We start from the raw sequence: 16,787 nt of genomic DNA, 5'->3' as shown, positions 1-16,787 counted from the left end.
TGAATGATGAACCACATCACCCTTCCCACTCACGACCCCATCGGCGAAGCCGACAGGCCGTGGTTCGCGTTCTACCCCGAGAGCGTGTCTCGCGTCATCGACGCTCCTGCTGAGCGGTCGCTGGGTGAGATGGCGGCGCACGCGGCCCAGCGCTATGGCGACCGGACCGCCTTCTCGAACCTCGGCGGTTCGCTCAGCTTCACCGACGTCGATGAGATCGCCACCCGCATTGCCTCGTACCTGCAGAACGAGCTTGGCCTCAACAAGGGCGACCGCATCGTCCTGCAGATGCCGAACCTGATGCAGTACCCCGTGGCTCTCTACGGCGCGCTGCGGGCCGGGCTGATCGTTGTCAACGCCAACCCCCTCTACACGGCACATGAGCTTGCGGCGGTGGTGAAGGACGCGGAGCCGCGCGCGATCATCGTGCTCGCCAACTTCGCCGACAAGGTGGAGAAGGTGCTGCCCGGCACCACGATCGAACATGTCATCGTCACGCAGGCCGGCGACATGCTCCACCAGCCCAAGCGCAGCATCGTGAATCTGGTCGCCAAGCGCGTGAAGAAGATGGTGCCCGAGTACTCGTTGCCGAACGCGATCGAGTTCCGCGCGCTCCTCACGGGTGATCCCGTCGAGTTCACCGACCCCGGTGTGGACCATGCCGATGTGGCCTTCCTCCAATACACCGGCGGCACCACGGGCGGGACGAAGGCCGCCGTGCTGACTCACTGGAATCTGCTCACCAACCAGGAGCAGTTCATCGGCCAGATCCGCGTCGTGCTGGACGAGGGCGACACCTCCGTGATCGCCGCCCTGCCGCTGTATCACGTGTTCGCTCTCACGGTGAACTGCATCGGGTTCTTCCGGTTCGGCGGGCACAACGTGCTCATCACGAACCCGCGCGACACAGCCGCCTTCATCAAGACCCTCGACGCCGAGAAGCCCGATTGCCTGGTCCTGGTGAGCACCCTCGCCGGTGCACTCATGGAGCGCCCGGAGTTCGCCACACTCGACCTGTCCAACGTGAAGGTCTCCGTCGCCGGCGGTATGGCACTGCGCAGCTCCGTGGGCGAGCGCTGGCGAGAGCTGACCGACTCGGAGATCATCGAGGGTTACGGCCTCACCGAGGCCTCCCCCGTGGTCAGCGTCAACCCTACTCACCTGCCACCCCGCGTGGGGACCATCGGCGTGCCGCTGCCGTCCACAGACGTGAAGATTCTCGCCGAGGACGGCAGCCTCGCCCCTCTCGGCGAGCCTGGGGAGCTCGCGGTCAAGGGCCCGCAGGTGATGCAGGGCTACTGGCGTCAGCCAGAGGCGACCGCGGAGGTCATCACCGACGATGGCTGGCTGCTCACCGGCGACATTGCCACGATGGACGAGGACGGCTACCTGCGCATCGTCGACCGCAAGAAGGAGATCATCGTCGTCTCCGGCTTCAACGTGTACCCGGGCGACCTTGAGGACGCGGCGATGCAGCACCCCAAGGTGCTCGAGGCCGGCGCGATCCCCATCGAGGACGAGCGGGCGGGCGAGGTGCCCAAGCTGTTCGTGGTCCGCCGCGACGAGTCGCTCACCGAGGACGAGCTGATGGTGTTCCTCAAGGATGAGCTCACCGGGTACAAGCGGCCCCGTGCTATCGAGTTCTTGGACGAGCTGCCCAAGACCAACGTGGGCAAGGTGCTGCGCCGCGGGCTCAGGGAGATCGAGGCCGCGAAGAAGAAGTAGCGTGCCCCCTTACTAGCATGGCGGCATGGACGCCCTCGCAGACCGCCTGATGCGCGGCCCGCGGGGGCGTCACTTCTTGATGGGGATGCTCGCGGCTGGGAGTGAGCGCGCTAGCGAGGCGATCTTCCTCGCCTCCCGCGACTTCTCTGACAACTCAGCCTCCTTCGGGTGGGCTGTCGAGGGATCCAGCACCTGGGAGCCGCCCCACGTCACACCCTCACAGGCGGCCGATGCGCTCGCCGCGGTAGCGGCATCGGCACCCCATGTGCGGGGCCTGCTTCGCGCGCTCCGCGAGACGGTCGACGACGCCATGTATTGGCAGGCCCCCGGAGGAGGCGAGGTGCTGGCTTCGCGGCCCGAGCTCGACGAGGTGCTAGCGCGCATGGCGTCGACAATCGCGGGCGCGCCCGCCTCGGCGTGGCTGGACTCTCCACTGAAGCGGGACGACCAGCACCGCGTTCGGTGGCCGAGTACCGAGCACAGCCACGGTGTCCCGCACACCTGGGACACCTCCACTCCCTCCGCCGAAGTGCTCGCCCAGTGGGGAGCCGCGGTGCGCGAGGAAGAGTCCACGGCACGCAAGGAAAGGCCGGCGGATCCGAGCGCCCCCTGGGGCGGGACATGGTGGTCCGTACCGCCACTTCCGCTTGTCACGACCATGCGAGCCCTGGGGGAGCTCGGTCCCGTCGGTCTGCACTTGGTGGAGGACTCGTTCGGCGAAAACGCCGCAGTGACTGTCCGCGTCGCGGTTTCGCCGGGCGCCAGGGTGCTCGAGATCGCGTGCGCGGAAGACTGGGCGGACCTCTGCCGCCGTCACTCAGTCGACGTGACCGCCTCGAGGCGCCATGACTGGTTCCGCTGCACCGGCCGCGCAGGAGACTGGGTCATCCCCGACTGGGAGCAGGTCGCTGCGCAGTACGACGGCGTCCACCTCACCGGCGCCGCCTATCTGGAGGCCTCGCGAGTCCCCATCCGGGTGGACGACGTCCGGGCCAGCGTGATCGCCGGGTGGAATCCCGACACGACCGTCTGGCTGCGCGACGTCACCCGGCCGGAGTACCCGGAGGTCAGATGGGCATGGCCCGACGGCGGCGAGTGGGTACCGGACTGAGGTTAGTCAACACGCCCGTCGAGCACCGGTGCTCTCGGTCGCGGTGTTGGACACCTCTCCCCGAGGGCTGCTCCCCCACCACGGAGGTGGTCAGCTCTCCAGCCCCCTATTGCGACCCAAGCGCGCCAGCACTCCCTGGCGCGCCCTGTCCAGGTCGGCGCCGTCGGAGAACAGCAGGAAGGCCGAGTGGGCGGCCAGCATGAGGGCATCGATCTCGAAAGCAAGCTGTTCGACGTCGGAGGTGGCGTCGATCTCCTCGGCGTCGCGGGCGATTCGCAACTGTTCGACGAGGTCGCGCAAGGCGGCCGCGTTGAGGGCACGAAGCCGGTCTCCGACCGCGCCCTCGTGCCCGCCCAGCTCAGCCGACGTGGCGGCGAAGAAGCAGCCACCGGGGAACACCCGCCGCTCGAGGTAGTCCAGGTAGGCATCGGTCTGTGCGCAGATGCGGCGGACGCCGGCCGGTTGCTCCCGGGCCGGCGCGAGCACCTCGCGCTCGAACACCGCCTCCGCTTCGGCGATAGCGGCGAGTTGCAGCTCCTCCTTCGAGCCGAAGTGGGCGTACAGCCCACTCTTGCTCATCCCCGCGCGAGCAGCGAGGCGTCCAATGGTGAGCCCGCTCAACCCGTCCACGCTGGCGAGCGCCGTCGCGGCGGCGAGGATTGCGCCCCGCGAGCGCTGGCCGTCCGAACGGGTGCCACGAGGCGCAGAAGTCATGTGGACAAACTAGCACGATCGGTCGTACTATTCAGTACACCGACCGATCGTGCTAACTGGGAGGATCAATGACCATGACAACCCGCACCCGCTCGTCTCGGCGGCAGGAAGACGTTCTCGGACGCGGCCCGATCGCGCGCGCCTGGAGCAAGGTCTTCGCCGCGGGCTACGACTCGTTGAACAGTGGTGCCGAAGAGGGCGGCGTCGCTGAGTTGCGCGCGGCCTTGCTCAAGCGCGCCTCGGGACACGTGCTGGAGATCGGCGCGGGCACCGGCACCAACCTGCCCCACTACCCGGCAGGGCTTCGCAGTCTCACTCTCACCGAACCGGACCTGGCCATGCGCAGGCGGCTCGAGAGCCGTCTCGACACTGCGGGCGCTCAGCATCGAGTGCTGCCCGAGCGGGCCGAATCGCTTCCACTTGCCACCGATAGCGTCGACACGGTGGTGTGCACCTACGTCCTCTGCGGTGTCGACCTGCCCGCAGCGTTCGACGAGATCCGTCGTGTGCTCCGCCCGGGCGGCCAGCTCCTCTTCCTCGAGCATGTCCGCTCCCCCGAACCGGGGCTGGCGAAGTGGCAGGACCGGCTCAATCCGCTGTGGAGCGCCGTCGCATGCGGCTGCAACTGCAACCGAATGACCGAGGAGGCCATCACGGCGGCTGGCTTCACCATCACTGACATCGAGCGTGGAGGGGTCCAGGACGAGGTAGCTCTGGTGCGCCCGATCATCTGGGGCAGGGCCGTCTGAGGGAGACCACGATGACGCACACACCCAAGGACCTCGTACGAGAATTCGTGGAGGCGGTCAACACCGACCCGGAACGCGCGGCCGCACTCGTCGGGCCGGGCTTCGTCCGACACAGCGCTGCGGCCGGAGAACCAGGGGTGCGTAGCAGAGAGGATCTGGTCCGCTTCCTCCGATCGGAGCGTGAGACGTTCCCCGATGCTCACGAGACGATTGAAGACGTCGTCGCGGAGGGCGATCGAGTCGCGGTCCGACACCGGTTCACGGGCACGCAGCTCGGTCCCCTGGCCGGGTGGCCACCCACGGGACACCGCATGACCGCTGACTACCTGGCGATCTACCGCATCGCCGACGGGCTCATCGCCGAGGCTTGGGCAGAGTGGGACAACATGGCCGGACTGCGCCAGTTGGGCCACCTCCCCGAGGGGCACCCGCGGTGATGCGGTACTCGCCGCGACGCACCACCGGGGCCTCAGCGGGAAACGAGCGATGCCCTGATCGCTCGGCCGAGTTCAGCGTCCAGCATCGCTCCTGTGGCCGTCATGACCGCGTCGGCACCCGCTGCGCGGTACGTCCGGTAGTCCTCGGCAGTCATGACTCCACCGACACCGACGATTCCGAACTCGTGGCGGCCGGCCTCGCGGTGTCGAGTGAGTCTGCGCACCATGTCCAGGCCCGCCCATCGGATCGAAGTGCCGCACACTCCCGCCGTCTCACGGCCCGGGCCGGGGAGCGCCGGGCGCCCTTCGGCATCCACGAGGCGCGCCGGGAGGGTGTTGATGGCGGCAATGCCGTTGACCAAGGGTCCCACCGCGCGGACCAGGCGGGCCAGCGCATCGTCGTCGCGGAAGTACGCGATCTTGAGCACCAACGGCACATCGCCGATGCGCTCCTTGGCGGCATCGGCGATCGTCGCGACTAGCGGCGTGTCGAAGCACAGCAGCGTGCCCGCGCCTTCGTTCGGGCAGCTGAGGTTGAGCTCGACGGCGCCAGCACCCGTCTCCGAGACCAGCAGCGCTGCTCGCGCATAGTCCGCGACGAGGTCCGCGTCCGACCCATCACGGGTGCCCTGGCATGAGCCGACGAGCACCTGCCCGTCCCTCGCGGCGGCCGCCGCCGCAGCCATGTCGGGCTGCCACTGATCGGGGTCGCATGACGGCACCCCGTACGAGTTCGAGATGCTGGTGGCCGTCTCGAAGTCGCCATCGGCTACGAGGGTGACGCCTGAGTTCGCTGCGAGGTCGCCCGGCACGCGCACCGCGAGCGTGTTGGGGAACGGGTGGGCTGGCACCGCACGCGTGCGGACCGTCTTGTAGACGTTGACGTCGAAACCGTGCCGGAACGCGCCCGCGCAATGGCGGGCGGTGGGCAGCGGGCCCGCGGCCACGCCGAACGGACGGTGGACCGGGTGTCTCATGAATGCCTCGCGTGGCTCCGAGCCAGGTTCCGAGAACTCTTGCTGCACCGCGAACGCCCCGAACGGGCCGCACTCCACGTTGTCCTCGTAGGTGCGCAAGGGGTCGAACCACCAGTCCATGCCCCGACGCTAGGCCCGCCGTCCGCCTCTCCCCCGTGACCTCAGGCCCGGGTGACCGCGGGCGCGACCCCAGCACGCGCATCGGCCGCCAGCCGTGACCGACGGACCGGACGAACTGAGCCGGCACGTGCCGTGCAAGCGGGAAGCCGCGTGAGGCCGCTCAGTTCAACCGGCCGCTCGGTTTCGGGACTCCCACGGAACCGCCCGTCCGGCGGCCACTGACGCCCGCGCATCGAGCACGCGCTGGTTGGTGGATCCCCGAAAGGCCAGCGACAGATCGCGCCGCGCGTGGTCGTACGGCCCATCGACGAGCACGTCCACGTGGCCCAGCAACTCGCGCTTGTCGACGCTGTCGAGGAGGATCTGCTCTAACGTGTAGCCGCTCCAGGCCCACACGTCCTTGGTCGGCAGCTCCGCACGCATGCGACGCACCACCGCGAGGCACACGGCGGTGTTGAGGAAGGGCTCGCCGCCCAGCAGCGACAGGCCCTGGATCGCCGGGTGCGCAAGATCCCTGAGGATCCTGTCCTCAAACTCGCGGGAGTACGGCTCTCCACGCCGAAAGCTCCACGCGGCCTCGTTGAAGCACCCCTCGCACTTGAACAGACACCCCGCGACATAGAGGCTGCAGCGCACTCCTTCGCCATCCACGAACTGGAACGGCTTGTAGTCCGCCACGTAGTCGTGACTCACCTTGCTCGCGACCCACGTGCGGGGAATTGGCGTCCGGTGCATGTCCGATCAGCGCTCCGGCTCGACCATTCGGTCGACGAGGGCGGGCGCGACCCTGGTATCCCCCGGCAGGTGCTTGACGCGTGCCGCGATCTCCTCATGGCGCCCGTGCACCATGGGGCGCTGCTGCGGATTGCCCAGGTAGCCGCAGGTGCGCTTGACGACGTCGCACAGCCGCGGGTCGTCGTTGCTGCACGACGGGCACTCGAATCCCGTCGCCGTGGGCTCGAAGTCGCCCGCGTAGCCGCACTCGTAGCAGCGATCAATGGGCGTGTTGGTGCCCAGGTAGCCGATGCGGTCGTACGCGTAGTCCCACACCGCCTCGAGAGCGCGGGGGTTCTGCTGGAGCACCGGGTACTCGCAGTAATGGATGAATCCGCCGGACGTGAGCGGGGCGTACACGGACTCGAAGTCGAGCTTCTGGAATGGGGTGGGGGCCTTTCGCACGTCGTAGTGGAACGAGTTCGTGTAGTAGTCCTTGTCCGTGATGTCGGCCACCGAGCCGAATCGCTCCTTGTCGAGCCGGCAGAACCGGTCCGTGAGGCTTTCCGACGGGGTCGAGTAGACGCTCACGTGGTAGCCGGACTCCGCCTTCCACGCCGTCGCGCTCTCCCCGAGGCGGCGCAGCACCGCCAGCGTCAGCTCCTTCGCGTCAGGGTTTGCCTCCCATTGACCGCCGTAGAACGCGGTCGCCACCTCGTACAGGCCGATGTACCCCAGCGACACGGTCGCACGCCCGCCGCGGAACAGCGAGTCGACCTCGTCGCCAGGTCCGAGCCGCTTGCCGAACGCGCCGTGGACGTAGAGGATCGGCGCATTGCCGGGAACTGCCTCCTTGCAGCGCGCGATGCGGTAGTTCAGCGCGTCCCGCACGGTCTCCAGGCGCTCGTCCAGAAGCCGCCAGAACGTCTCCTGGTCCCCCTCGGACTCGAGCGCGATCCGCGGCAGGTTCAGTGTCACCACACCGAGGTTCATGCGACCGTCGACGCTGTCGTTGCCCTCCTCGTCGCTCCAGCCCTGCAGGAAGGAGCGGCACCCCATGGGCGCCTTGAAGGATCCGGTGAGCTCGACGATCTTGTCGTAGCTCAGCATGTCGGGGTACATCCGCTTCGTGGCGCACTCGATGGCGAGCTGTTTGATGTCGTAGTTCCGATCCCCCTCGGCGAGGTTCAGGCCACGCTTGACGGTGAACAACAACTTGGGGAAGATCGCGGTGCGCTGCTCGCGTCCCAGCCCACGGATGCGGATCTGCAGGATCGCGCGCTGGATCTCGCGCTCGTACCACCCGGTTCCCAGGCCGAACCCGACTGACGTGAACGGCGTCTGACCGTTGGAGGTGAACAGCGTGTTGATCTCGTACTCGAGACTCTGCATCGCGTCGTAGATGTCCTTGCGGGTCTTCTCCTGCGCGTACTCGGCACGCGCGTCCGGGTCCGTGATCCAGCGCTCGGCGTCCACCTCGTGCTTGGCGCGGTTGAGCGCAGCATAGGGAGCGAGCAGCTCGTCAATACGGTCAACCGTGCACCCTCCGTACTGGCTTGAGGACACGTTTGCGATGATCTGGGAGATCTGCGCCGTAGCCGTCTGGATCGACCGCGGCGGATCCACCTGAGCGTTGCCGATGCGAAACCCGGTGGACAGCATGCCGCGGAAGTCGATCAGGCAGCAGTTGGTCATCGGCGAATACGGGTGGTAGTCGAGGTCGTGGTAGTGGATGTCGCCCTTCTGGTGAGCGTTCGCGACGTGGTGCGGCAGCATGCGCAGCCCCACGGCCTTGCCGACCATTCCGGCGGTGAGGTCGCGCTGAGTGTTGTACACGTCCGCGTCCTTGTTCGCGTTCTCGTGGACGACAGAGGACTCCTTGTCGAGCAGCCTGGTGATCGAATGGTTGAGGTCCGTGGACTCAGACCGGGCAAGGTCACGCTCCACGCGGTAGTCGATGTAGGCCCGCGCCACCGCCCGCTCCCCCGCATCAAGCAGCTCGTGCTCCACCACAGCCTGGATCTCGTAGATCTTCACGCGCGGGTCGTGACGAAGCGACAGCTCGGCCACGATCCGCGTCACGAGCGAGTCGACGGTGCGCTGGTGTTCGGCGCTCACGTCCCCGTGCACGGCCGCGAACGCCTTAGTGAGCGCGCCGCCGATACGGCGCTCGTCGAACGGCAACGTGCGCCCGTCTCGCTTGACGACCTCGAGAGTGGGCGCGGACCGGCCCTGGGGGTCAGTCACGGGGGTCAGGCGGTCGTTCTCGATGATGCTCATGAGGTTCTCCATCGTCCGTCGGCAACTCTTCGACCACTACATCTTGTGGTTTTGAGCGTGACGCCACACTAGATCTCGTGTTGACGGCAGCCTGGGCCCTAGGTCCCAGGCCCTGCTCGGAACCCACCGCGACACGCCTAGGCTGGAGACATGCGGACAGTGCTGCTCACCGGCTTCGCGCCCTTCTCCTCCGCCCACGTCAATCCGTCGTGGGAGGCCGCGCGGAGCGTGGCGGACCAGTGGAGTGGAGCCGCGACAGTTGTCGCAGAACAGCTGCCCGTCGAGTTCGGCGGCGCCGGCGATGCGCTCCAGGCCGCCGTCGACAGGTTCAGCCCCGACATCGTGATTGCGCTCGGCGTCGCAGAGGGTCGCCGCGCCTTCACCCCCGAGCGGGTCGCAATCAACATCGACGATGCGCGCATCCCCGACAACGCGGGCGCCCAGCCGATCGACGTGCCGATCATCGCGGACGCGCCCGCCGGGCTGTTCTCGACCCTCCCGGTGAAGACGATCGTGCGCGCCGTGCGCGCCGCGGGGATACCGAGCGAGCTCTCGAACAGCGCGGGCACCTACGTGTGCAACCACGTCTTCTTCCGCCTTCTCCATGCCCTCGCCGGGACCGATGCGCGGGGCGGGTTCATCCACGTGCCGGCCACCGCGCAGATGCGCGTGGAGCACACGGGTCCCACGCTCGAGCAGTCCGCGATCACGGCAGGGGTTCACATCGCCGTCGAGACGGCACTGGCGCACACGACCGATGCGGTGGTCACCGAGGGCACAGTCCATTGACGCCGCGACACACCGACGTGGTGGTGGTCGGTGCGGGGCAGGCGGGTCTGTCTGTCGCCTTTCACCTGCGTCGCCGCGGACTCGCGAGCCCGGACTCTGTCACGGTTCTCGACCGTGGTCCTTCCTCGGGAGGCGCATGGCAGCACCGGTGGGAGGCACTGCGGCTCGGCGACGCCCACCGTGTCCACGACCTGCCCGGCATGGACGAGGTCGGGATCAGCTTCGACACTGCGCCGCGGGACCGCCCTGCGCGGGACGTGGTCTCCGACTACTACCGCGAGTACGAACGGCACTTCGGCATCAATGTGCTGCGGCCCGTCGACGTGGAAGCCGTCAGGCGGCTGCCGGATGGGCGGCTGCAGGTCTCGGGCGCGGGGCTCGATGCCCCGCTGAGCGCCGCCGTCGTCGTCGGCGCAGTCGGGACCTGGGGGTCACCGCGCGAGCCGGACGTGCCTGGTGCGGACCTCTTCCGGGGCACGCAGATCACGACGGCGCAGTATCGCTCGGCCGATGACTTCGCGGGCCTGCGAGTCGCCGTCGTCGGCGGCGGCACCTCCGCAATCGGATTCGTGCGCGAGCTCGCCGATGTGGGGGCCGAGCCGTTCTGGTTCACGCGCCGGCCAGTCACCTTCCTCGAGGCCTCAGCCACCTTGGGAGAGGACCTAGGGCGAGAGTCGGTGCGGCTGCAGGATGAGGCGGCCCGCGCCGGTCGCGAGCTCCCCAGCATCGTGTCCACGACCGGAATCCCCCTGACGCCGCGGATCCGCCGGCTTCGTGAACGCGGGCTGCTCGACAGACGGCCCATGTTCGTGCGCATGATCTCCGACGGCGTCGTCGAGCAGGACGGCCGAACCCTGCCGGTCGACGCGATCATCTGGGCGCTCGGGTTTCGCGCGGAGCTGTCTCCGTTCGCGCCGTTGGGCGTGGACGCGCGCTCCGGGGTGGAGGTCGACCGCGGTTATGCCGTTCACGTCCCGGGTCTGTTCCTCGCCGGCTACGGGCCGCAGGCCTCGACCGTCAGCGCCAATCGCGGTGCGCGCCGCATCGCGAAGGACGTCACGGCCTATCTCGGCGACGGCGAGTGGCCGCCGACCCAACCGAGACGGGTGCCGGCCGGCGCCTAGGTCATCTCGCCGTCGTAGCTGATGACCCGGTCACGACCTGCATCCTTCGCACGATAGAGCGCGAGGTCCGCTCGTTCGTACACTGCGCTCACCGAGCCGCCTTCATCCATGCCGGCGAGCCCAAAGCTCACCGTGGGAAGACCGAAGTCGAATGCGGCGGAGCGCTCCGCGAACGCCTCGCTCAGCGCGTCGAGGCGCGCCACTGCGGCCGCCTGATCCTCGCCGATGAGGAGGAGTCCGAACTCCTCGCCGCCCAGCCGGCCGGCGAGTTCCTCGGGACCGAGCGCCTCTCTGAGGGCGGCCGCGAACGCCACGAGCGCCCTGTCGCCGGCAGCGTGGCCGTGAATGTCGTTGACGGCCTTGAAGTGGTCAAGATCCGCAATGACGAGGAAGGCGCCCACACCCGCGGAGGCGGCCAGCTCGAGCGCCCGTTCGGAGCGCAGCCTGAACTCGGTGCGGCCGAGCAGCCCGGTCAGATCGTCCTCCATGGCGCGGCGGCGCAGGTCCTGCGTCTGCTGATCCCAGCCCACGGCCGAGACGCTGAATGTCACGGCCACCAGGCACACCAGCAGTATCCCTGTGGTGGGGGCAGTGCCGACGACCGCGCTAAACATGGGATCCTCGGGACCCAGCACGTAGTAGAGGACCGCTCGCACCACGTAGAACGCACCGAGGGCGCTCGACGCGATCGCACTGACCAGCAGCGCCACGACGGCCTCACCGTTGAGCTCGTAGGTAGAGCGCGACGCGCGTGCCCTCCACGCGAGCCACATCTCAGCCGACGCCGCCACGAACATGGCTCCCATGTATGAGAACAGCACGCCGTTGCCTGCCCAGATGTTCTGGCCTGGGTCTTGCAGGAAGGTGGGCACCAGGATCGCGACGGGGACAACCCCCAGCACCCACAGGGGCAGACCGCGGCCCCGACGCAACGAGCGCGTGGCGAACCAGACGCAGGTCACTCCGATGACTGAGAGCACGTTCGATACGGGATTGGCCACGATCTGGAAGGCGCTGCCATTGAACAGCAGCAGCGAGGTCGAGGATCCCGCGCACAGCAGCGAGACAGTCCACCATCCCGAGAAGCTCGACCGCGTGGGCCGGTACACCCCCAGGTAGAAGAGGATCAGCACCGTCAGCGAGACGCCGCCCAGCGCGATCCTCATCGTGTCGTTGTCTAGCACTGGGCCAACCTACCGTTCCGTAAGTATTGGTTGGAACACCACGTGACCTAGTTCACGTCGAGGGCGCGCTGGCGCGCCGCGGACCACGGGCATAGCGTTGACTCGTGGCCGACAATGCGACGCAGCCCACCGACAGCGACGTGGAGGCATTCCTCCGCGGAATCGAGCATGCGGGCCGCCGCGAGGATGGGCTCCGACTGCTGGCGCTCATGACCGAGGTCACGGGTGACACCGCGACCATGTGGGGATCGAGCATCGTGGGATTCGGTTCCTACCACTACGTCTACGACAGCGGCCGCGAGGGGGACTGGATGCGGGTGGGGTTCTCACCGCGCAAGACACAGCTGTCGCTCTACGGGCTCAAGGACAGGGCCGAGTCAGCGCCCATCCTTGCTCGTCTAGGACCGCACAAGGTGGGCGCTGGCTGCGTCTACATCTCACGACTGGACGCCATTGATGAGGGCGCCCTTCGAGAGCTCGTCCGGCTTGCCTATGACCGCGACCCCGCGCCGGGCTAGCGACGCTTGCGCTTCTCGCGAACCCGTACCGAGATCTGGATGGGTGATCCCTCGAATCCGAAGTTCTCGCGCAGTCGGCGCTCGATGAAGCGCCGATAAGTGGGCTCGAGGAATCCGGACGAGAAAATCACGAACCGCGGCGGTCTGTTCGAGGCCTGCGTTGCGAACAGGATCTTGGGCTGCTTGCCGGAGCGCACCGGGTGCGGGTGCTCCGCCACCAGCTCGCCGAGGAACGAGTTGAGCTTGCCCGTCGAGATCCGCTGATCCCAGCTGGACAGCGCCAGGTCGATCGCAGGCACGAGCCGGTTGGTGTGCCACGCCGTCTTCGCGGAGAGGTTGACGCGCGGGGCCCATGACAGCTGCACCAGGTCCTGTTCGATGGACCGCTCGAGCAGGAACCGCTCGTCCTCGCCCACGAGGTCCCACTTGTTGAACACCAGCACGAGTGCACGCCCGGAGTCCAAGACCTGGCCGATGACGCGGCTGTCCTGGTCCGTGAGTGGGACCGACGCGTCGAGCAGCACGAGGACGACCTCTGCACGCTCGATCGCGGTCGCGGTGCGCAGGGACGCGTAGAAGTCCGCGCCCTTGGTCATGTGCACGCGTCGGCGGATGCCGGCGGTGTCCACGAGAGTCCATGCGCGACCCGCGATATCGACTCGCTCGTCGACGGGGTCGCGCGTGGTGCCGGCAACCTCGTCGACGACCACCCGGTTCTCGCCGGCGAGCTGATTGAGCAGCGAGCTCTTGCCGACATTGGGCCGTCCTACCAGGGCGATGCGCCGCGGCGCATCGGGATCGATGTCGACCTGCGGCATCTCAGTCGGGAGCGCGGCGACGGCGGCGTCCAGGAGGTCACCTGTGCCGCGACCATGGAGCGCGCTCACCGGATAGGGCTCACCGAGTCCGAGGCTCCACAGCGAGGCAGCCTCGAGCTCTCCCTGCGGGCCGTCCACCTTGTTCGCGGCGAGCACGACCGGTTTGCCGGAGCGACGCAGCAGCTTCACGACCTTCTCGTCCGAGGCGGTCGGACCCACCTTGGAGTCGACGACGAACATGACCGCATCGGCCATCTCGACGGCCACCTCGGCCTGCTGCGCCACGGACAGGTCGAGGCCCGTCACCTTGGCCTCCCAGCCCCCGGTGTCCATCAGCATGAAGTCCGTTCCCGCCCACTCCGCGGGGTAAAGCACGCGGTCGCGCGTCACCCCGGGCTTGTCCTCGACCACTGCGAGACGCTTGCCGAGGATGCGGTTCACGAGGGTGGACTTGCCCACGTTCGGACGGCCGATGACGGCCAGCGTGGGCAGCGCCCGCTCGGTGAGCGGTTCCTCGCCACCGGCAAGCGCGGCCAGGTCCTCGGGGCTCAGCTCGTAGTCCTCGAGGCCGGCTCGCAGCGCCGCCTCGCGCACCTCGTCGAGGCTCTCCTCCGGATCCGACGTCACCGGCATGGGGGGCGGCACCTCGCCCAGCCCTGGGTACTCCTGCTCGTCGCTCATGCGTTCTCCTCGATGCTTGCGGTGTTCCGGCCCCCATCATCCCCCGGCAGCCGGAGGTTCGTGTCCGCCAACGCGGCCTCGACCTGGGCCCGGAGCGCGGCGGCGACTGCCTGCTGTGCCCATTCCTGGCGGCGCCTGCCCTTGAGATCCGCGGGCGGGTCCAGCGTCACAGGGGCCCCGAACGCCGCCAGGATGCGGCGCCGCGGCCGCGGCCACACTCCCACCGGCTCGCCCGTGCGACGGGTGCCGATTAGCGCGGTGGGCACGATGACTGCCCCGGAACGCAGCGCGAGCCATGCCGCCCCGCCGTGGACGGCATCGGCCGTTCCCGCCCCGCGCGTGCCCTCGGGGAACATGCCGACGACCCCTCCTGCGCGGAGCACGCCAAGTCCTTGGGCCAGCGCGGTGCGACCTGATCCTTCGACACGGATCTGGCCCGCTGCCTTCAGGATCGGGCCGAGAACGCCGCGGAACATGTGGGATCCGATGAGGAAGTGGGACGGCCGCGGGACGACGCCATGGAGCACGGGACCGTCGATGAAGCCAGTGTGGTTGGCCACCACGATCGCCGCACCACTGCGGGGCACGTGAGCGCGGCCTCGCACCTCGGTGGCCCACAGCCCGCGTGCGAGAGCGCGGCCCACCCACCGCGACCAACGCGGACCCCAGGCCGAAGGCGCACGCGTGTCGCTCATCGCGCCTCGTCGACAGTGCATGGCGCCGTCACAACGCCGCCTCGTGCGCGAGCTGCATGACGGCCCGCACTGCCTCCTCGATCGTCAGGTCAGACGTGTCGAGGGTGTGGACGCCGTCGGACGCCTCGTGGAAGCTGACCACCGCCGAGTCGCGGCGATCGCGGCCGAGCACCGCGTCACGGACTGTCGCGAGGTCAGCGCCCTCGCCCGAGCGGCGTGCGACACGAACCTCGTCGTCAGCCGTCATGAGCACGCGGACGTCCGCATCGGGTGCGATGACGGTGGTGATGTCACGTCCCTCGACGCACACGCCCTTGCCCTTCGACATGCCGCCGTCGCGCTCCATGCGAATCACCTCGCGCTGCATCTCCTGCAGGATGGGCCGGGCCTCAAGGTTGGTGGCCACTTTCGACACGGTGAGGGCGACGGTATCGGTGCGGATCTGCCGCGACACGTCCTCACCGTCGAGCATCACCCGGGGGTTGCGCGGGTCGAGCACGAGCTCGGCGTTCATGGTGGCGACGATGGCGGCGACGTCGCTGGTCACCGCGAAGTCCACTCCCTCGGTGAGGCACGCCAGAGTCGCGACGCGGTATGTCGCCCCGGTGTCGAAGTAGGCCAGGCCGAGCCGCAAGGCGACCTCGCGGGACACGGTGGACTTGCCGGTGCCCGCAGGCCCGTCGATGGCGATGACGATTCCGGTCATGAGGCGGCGATCTCCCAATGGTGTGCGATGAGTGCCTGCGACAGCTCCTCGGCTCGTCCTGGCAGCACGTGCAGGGTGGTGAGGCCGACGGGCTGGCGAGGCGAGTGCTCGATCGTGATGTCCTCGACGTTGACGCCCACGGACTCGACGTCGGAAAGCAGTCGCAGGAGCTGCCCCGGCTGGTCGGGAACGACCACGGTGACGGGAATCCACTCGCGCTTGGCGCCGCCGTGCTTGCCGGGAATGCGCGCCACCTCCACGCGACCGCGTTCGATGAGATCGGTCAGTGCCTCTCCCACATCGTCCGAGTCCCGCACATCCTCGAGGTCGCCGATGATGTGGCTGATCGTGGCGATGAGCGCGTGACGATTCAGGCGGGCAATGTCGGCCCACATTCGGGGATCCGAGGCCGCGATGCGCGTGACGTCCCGCAGCCCCTGACCTGCGAGGGCAACGTCGTCAGGTCCCAGCGTCCCCAGCGCCGCCGCGACCGCGGAGGCCGCGACCTGGGGTGCGTGCGAGACGCGCGCCACCGCCTCGTCGTGCGCGACGGCGTCCATGGTGACCAGGTCGCACTGGAGGGCGTGTGGCACCCGCGACACGAGCTCGACGGCGTGCGCGGTGGCCCCGTTGGCGCACAGCACCCAGGGACGGGCCTTGAACAGGTCTCCCTGCGCCGCGATGGCGCCCGAGATCTCGCGCCCCGCCATCGGGTGCGAGCCCACGTACCGGTCGCCGTGACCGGTGGCGTGAGCCGCCTCAGCGATCGGGGCCTTGACGCTCGCGACGTCGGTGACCGCGGCGAGCGGCCAGCGCTCCAGCGCCTGGGCGACGATGGCGGCCGAAAGCGCGGGGGGCACAGCCACGATGATCAGTTCTGGCGCCGTGTCGCCGAGCGGGCTGCCCGCTCCGATCGCGTGCGCGAGGGCCTGCGCCTCGCGGTCGACGTCCTCGATCGTCACCGTCCAGCCCTCGGCACTGAGGCCGATGCCGATCGATGCGCCGATGAGCCCGGCGCCGATGACGTGGGTGCGCGGCTGCGTGCCCTCCATGGCTACTGGGCCAGGTCTCGCCGGAGACTCACAGCGTCGTGCAGGTACACGTGGGTGATCTCCTCGCGGGAGCGTGGGGACTCGGCGTGAATCATCACGCGCACGACGAGCGGGAGCGCGCCGGGGACGGCCATCTCCTGCGCGCACATCAGCGGTACCGCCCCGAACCCGAGCTCGCGCGCGGCGGCCGCGGGAAAGTCGCTGACGATGTCGGGCGTGCACGTGAAGATGACCGACACGATGTCGTCGGTCTCAAGCGTATTGGCGGACACCACGGCCTCGATGAGCTCCTGTGTGCGCTCGTGCAGGTGATCGCGCTCGTCGCGCTCGAGCGTGGTCGCTCCACGGATGGCTTTCAGAGGCATGCGCACCATCGTATCGGGCCCTGGCCCG

General features: G+C 68.5%; 17 protein-coding genes. 7 read left to right on the top strand and 10 right to left on the bottom strand.

Features of this window, described 5'->3' with window-relative positions; genetic code table 11:
* Positions 1–6: 6 nt before the first annotated feature.
* Positions 7–1,725, top strand: a complete 1,719-nt coding sequence (locus ACNI3K_RS10530) for an AMP-binding protein (protein ID WP_419391849.1) — start codon at positions 7–9, stop codon at positions 1,723–1,725.
* Between the two features lie 25 nt (positions 1,726–1,750).
* Entirely contained in the window at positions 1,751–2,836 is a 1,086-nt protein-coding gene (locus tag ACNI3K_RS10525; protein ID WP_419391848.1) for a hypothetical protein, read from the top strand.
* Positions 2,837–2,926: 90 nt separating this feature from the next.
* Here the strand turns inward: ACNI3K_RS10525 and ACNI3K_RS10520 are convergent, their stop codons facing one another.
* Entirely contained in the window at positions 2,927–3,550 is a 624-nt protein-coding gene (locus ACNI3K_RS10520; RefSeq protein WP_419391847.1) for a TetR/AcrR family transcriptional regulator, read from the bottom strand.
* A 74-nt stretch (positions 3,551–3,624) separates the two neighbouring features.
* On the opposite strand from ACNI3K_RS10520, the gene ACNI3K_RS10515 reads away from it, so the two are divergent.
* Together ACNI3K_RS10515 and ACNI3K_RS10510 are read left to right on the top strand one after the other, a co-directional pair.
* Positions 3,625–4,299, top strand: a complete 675-nt coding sequence (locus ACNI3K_RS10515; RefSeq protein ID WP_419391846.1) for a class I SAM-dependent methyltransferase — start codon at positions 3,625–3,627, stop codon at positions 4,297–4,299.
* An 11-nt stretch (positions 4,300–4,310) separates the two neighbouring features.
* Complete coding sequence (locus ACNI3K_RS10510) at positions 4,311–4,736, top strand: ester cyclase (protein WP_419391845.1); 426 nt, start codon at positions 4,311–4,313, stop codon at positions 4,734–4,736.
* Positions 4,737–4,768: 32 nt separating this feature from the next.
* Here the strand turns inward: ACNI3K_RS10510 and ACNI3K_RS10505 are convergent, their stop codons facing one another.
* The 3 genes from ACNI3K_RS10505 to nrdD all read right to left on the bottom strand — a co-directional run bounded on the left by ACNI3K_RS10505 (position 4,769) and on the right by nrdD (position 8,827).
* A complete protein-coding gene (locus ACNI3K_RS10505) occupies positions 4,769–5,833 on the bottom strand; it encodes a beta/alpha barrel domain-containing protein (protein ID WP_419391844.1) in 1,065 nt (354 codons plus the stop codon).
* Positions 5,834–5,998: 165 nt separating this feature from the next.
* The gene (nrdG, locus tag ACNI3K_RS10500; RefSeq protein WP_419391843.1) at positions 5,999–6,568 is read right to left on the bottom strand and encodes an anaerobic ribonucleoside-triphosphate reductase activating protein; all 570 of its coding nucleotides are present in this window, start codon (positions 6,566–6,568) and stop codon (positions 5,999–6,001) included.
* Positions 6,569–6,574: 6 nt separating this feature from the next.
* Positions 6,575–8,827: an anaerobic ribonucleoside-triphosphate reductase gene (gene nrdD / locus ACNI3K_RS10495; protein WP_419391842.1), complete on the bottom strand. Its 2,253-nt coding sequence runs from the start codon at positions 8,825–8,827 to the stop codon at positions 6,575–6,577.
* Between the two features lie 150 nt (positions 8,828–8,977).
* On the opposite strand from nrdD, the gene pcp reads away from it, so the two are divergent.
* Together pcp and ACNI3K_RS10485 are read left to right on the top strand one after the other, a co-directional pair.
* On the top strand, positions 8,978–9,616 hold the full coding sequence (gene pcp, locus ACNI3K_RS10490; RefSeq protein ID WP_419391841.1) for a pyroglutamyl-peptidase I: 639 nt from the start codon (positions 8,978–8,980) through the stop codon (positions 9,614–9,616).
* Positions 9,613–10,740: an FAD-dependent oxidoreductase gene (locus ACNI3K_RS10485; protein WP_419391840.1), complete on the top strand. Its 1,128-nt coding sequence runs from the start codon at positions 9,613–9,615 to the stop codon at positions 10,738–10,740. Before pcp ends, ACNI3K_RS10485 begins: the two co-directional genes overlap by 4 nt.
* Here the strand turns inward: ACNI3K_RS10485 and ACNI3K_RS10480 are convergent.
* Positions 10,737–11,924 (bottom strand): GGDEF domain-containing protein, encoded by a 1,188-nt coding sequence (locus tag ACNI3K_RS10480; protein WP_419391839.1) that lies wholly within the window; start codon positions 11,922–11,924, stop codon positions 10,737–10,739. The two genes, ACNI3K_RS10485 and ACNI3K_RS10480, sit on opposite strands and share 4 nt — an antisense overlap.
* Positions 11,925–12,028: 104 nt before the next feature.
* Here ACNI3K_RS10480 and ACNI3K_RS10475 point away from each other — a divergent pair, with 104 nt between their 5' ends.
* A complete protein-coding gene (locus ACNI3K_RS10475; RefSeq protein ID WP_419391838.1) occupies positions 12,029–12,442 on the top strand; it encodes a DUF1801 domain-containing protein in 414 nt (137 codons plus the stop codon).
* Here the strand turns inward: ACNI3K_RS10475 and der are convergent.
* The 5 genes from der to aroH are packed head-to-tail and all read right to left on the bottom strand — an operon-like array spanning position 12,439 to position 16,759.
* Entirely contained in the window at positions 12,439–13,941 is a 1,503-nt protein-coding gene (gene der, locus ACNI3K_RS10470; RefSeq protein ID WP_419391837.1) for a ribosome biogenesis GTPase Der, read from the bottom strand. The two genes, ACNI3K_RS10475 and der, sit on opposite strands and share 4 nt — an antisense overlap.
* Positions 13,938–14,636: a lysophospholipid acyltransferase family protein gene (locus ACNI3K_RS10465; RefSeq protein WP_419391836.1), complete on the bottom strand. Its 699-nt coding sequence runs from the start codon at positions 14,634–14,636 to the stop codon at positions 13,938–13,940. The genes der and ACNI3K_RS10465 overlap by 4 nt, the downstream gene beginning before the upstream one ends.
* A gap of 28 nt (positions 14,637–14,664) precedes the next feature.
* A complete protein-coding gene (gene cmk / locus ACNI3K_RS10460) occupies positions 14,665–15,342 on the bottom strand; it encodes a (d)CMP kinase (RefSeq protein ID WP_419391835.1) in 678 nt (225 codons plus the stop codon).
* On the bottom strand, positions 15,339–16,394 hold the full coding sequence (locus ACNI3K_RS10455; protein ID WP_419391834.1) for a prephenate dehydrogenase: 1,056 nt from the start codon (positions 16,392–16,394) through the stop codon (positions 15,339–15,341). The genes cmk and ACNI3K_RS10455 overlap by 4 nt, the downstream gene beginning before the upstream one ends.
* 2 nt (positions 16,395–16,396) lie before the next feature.
* Positions 16,397–16,759 (bottom strand): chorismate mutase, encoded by a 363-nt coding sequence (gene aroH / locus ACNI3K_RS10450; protein ID WP_419391833.1) that lies wholly within the window; start codon positions 16,757–16,759, stop codon positions 16,397–16,399.
* Between the last annotated feature and the right edge of the window lie 28 nt (positions 16,760–16,787).

Source organism: Demequina ureilytica (assembly GCF_048553575.1).
Lineage (GTDB): Bacteria > Actinomycetota > Actinomycetes > Actinomycetales > Demequinaceae > Demequina.
This window is presented reverse-complemented; position numbering and strand designations above follow the sequence as displayed.

Coding starts and splice junctions, on each gene's coding strand:
- ACNI3K_RS10530 (WP_419391849.1), top strand. CDS start 7: ATGAACCACATCACCCTTCCCACTCACGACCCCATCGGCGAAGCCGAC.
- ACNI3K_RS10525 (WP_419391848.1), top strand. CDS start 1,751: ATGGACGCCCTCGCAGACCGCCTGATGCGCGGCCCGCGGGGGCGTCAC.
- ACNI3K_RS10520 (WP_419391847.1), bottom strand. CDS start 3,550: ATGACTTCTGCGCCTCGTGGCACCCGTTCGGACGGCCAGCGCTCGCGG.
- ACNI3K_RS10515 (WP_419391846.1), top strand. CDS start 3,625: ATGACAACCCGCACCCGCTCGTCTCGGCGGCAGGAAGACGTTCTCGGA.
- ACNI3K_RS10510 (WP_419391845.1), top strand. CDS start 4,311: ATGACGCACACACCCAAGGACCTCGTACGAGAATTCGTGGAGGCGGTC.
- ACNI3K_RS10505 (WP_419391844.1), bottom strand. CDS start 5,833: ATGGACTGGTGGTTCGACCCCTTGCGCACCTACGAGGACAACGTGGAG.
- nrdG (WP_419391843.1), bottom strand. CDS start 6,568: ATGCACCGGACGCCAATTCCCCGCACGTGGGTCGCGAGCAAGGTGAGT.
- nrdD (WP_419391842.1), bottom strand. CDS start 8,827: ATGAGCATCATCGAGAACGACCGCCTGACCCCCGTGACTGACCCCCAG.
- pcp (WP_419391841.1), top strand. CDS start 8,978: ATGCGGACAGTGCTGCTCACCGGCTTCGCGCCCTTCTCCTCCGCCCAC.
- der (WP_419391837.1), bottom strand. CDS start 13,941: ATGAGCGACGAGCAGGAGTACCCAGGGCTGGGCGAGGTGCCGCCCCCC.
- ACNI3K_RS10465 (WP_419391836.1), bottom strand. CDS start 14,636: ATGAGCGACACGCGTGCGCCTTCGGCCTGGGGTCCGCGTTGGTCGCGG.
- cmk (WP_419391835.1), bottom strand. CDS start 15,342: ATGACCGGAATCGTCATCGCCATCGACGGGCCTGCGGGCACCGGCAAG.
- ACNI3K_RS10455 (WP_419391834.1), bottom strand. CDS start 16,394: ATGGAGGGCACGCAGCCGCGCACCCACGTCATCGGCGCCGGGCTCATC.
- aroH (WP_419391833.1), bottom strand. CDS start 16,759: ATGCCTCTGAAAGCCATCCGTGGAGCGACCACGCTCGAGCGCGACGAG.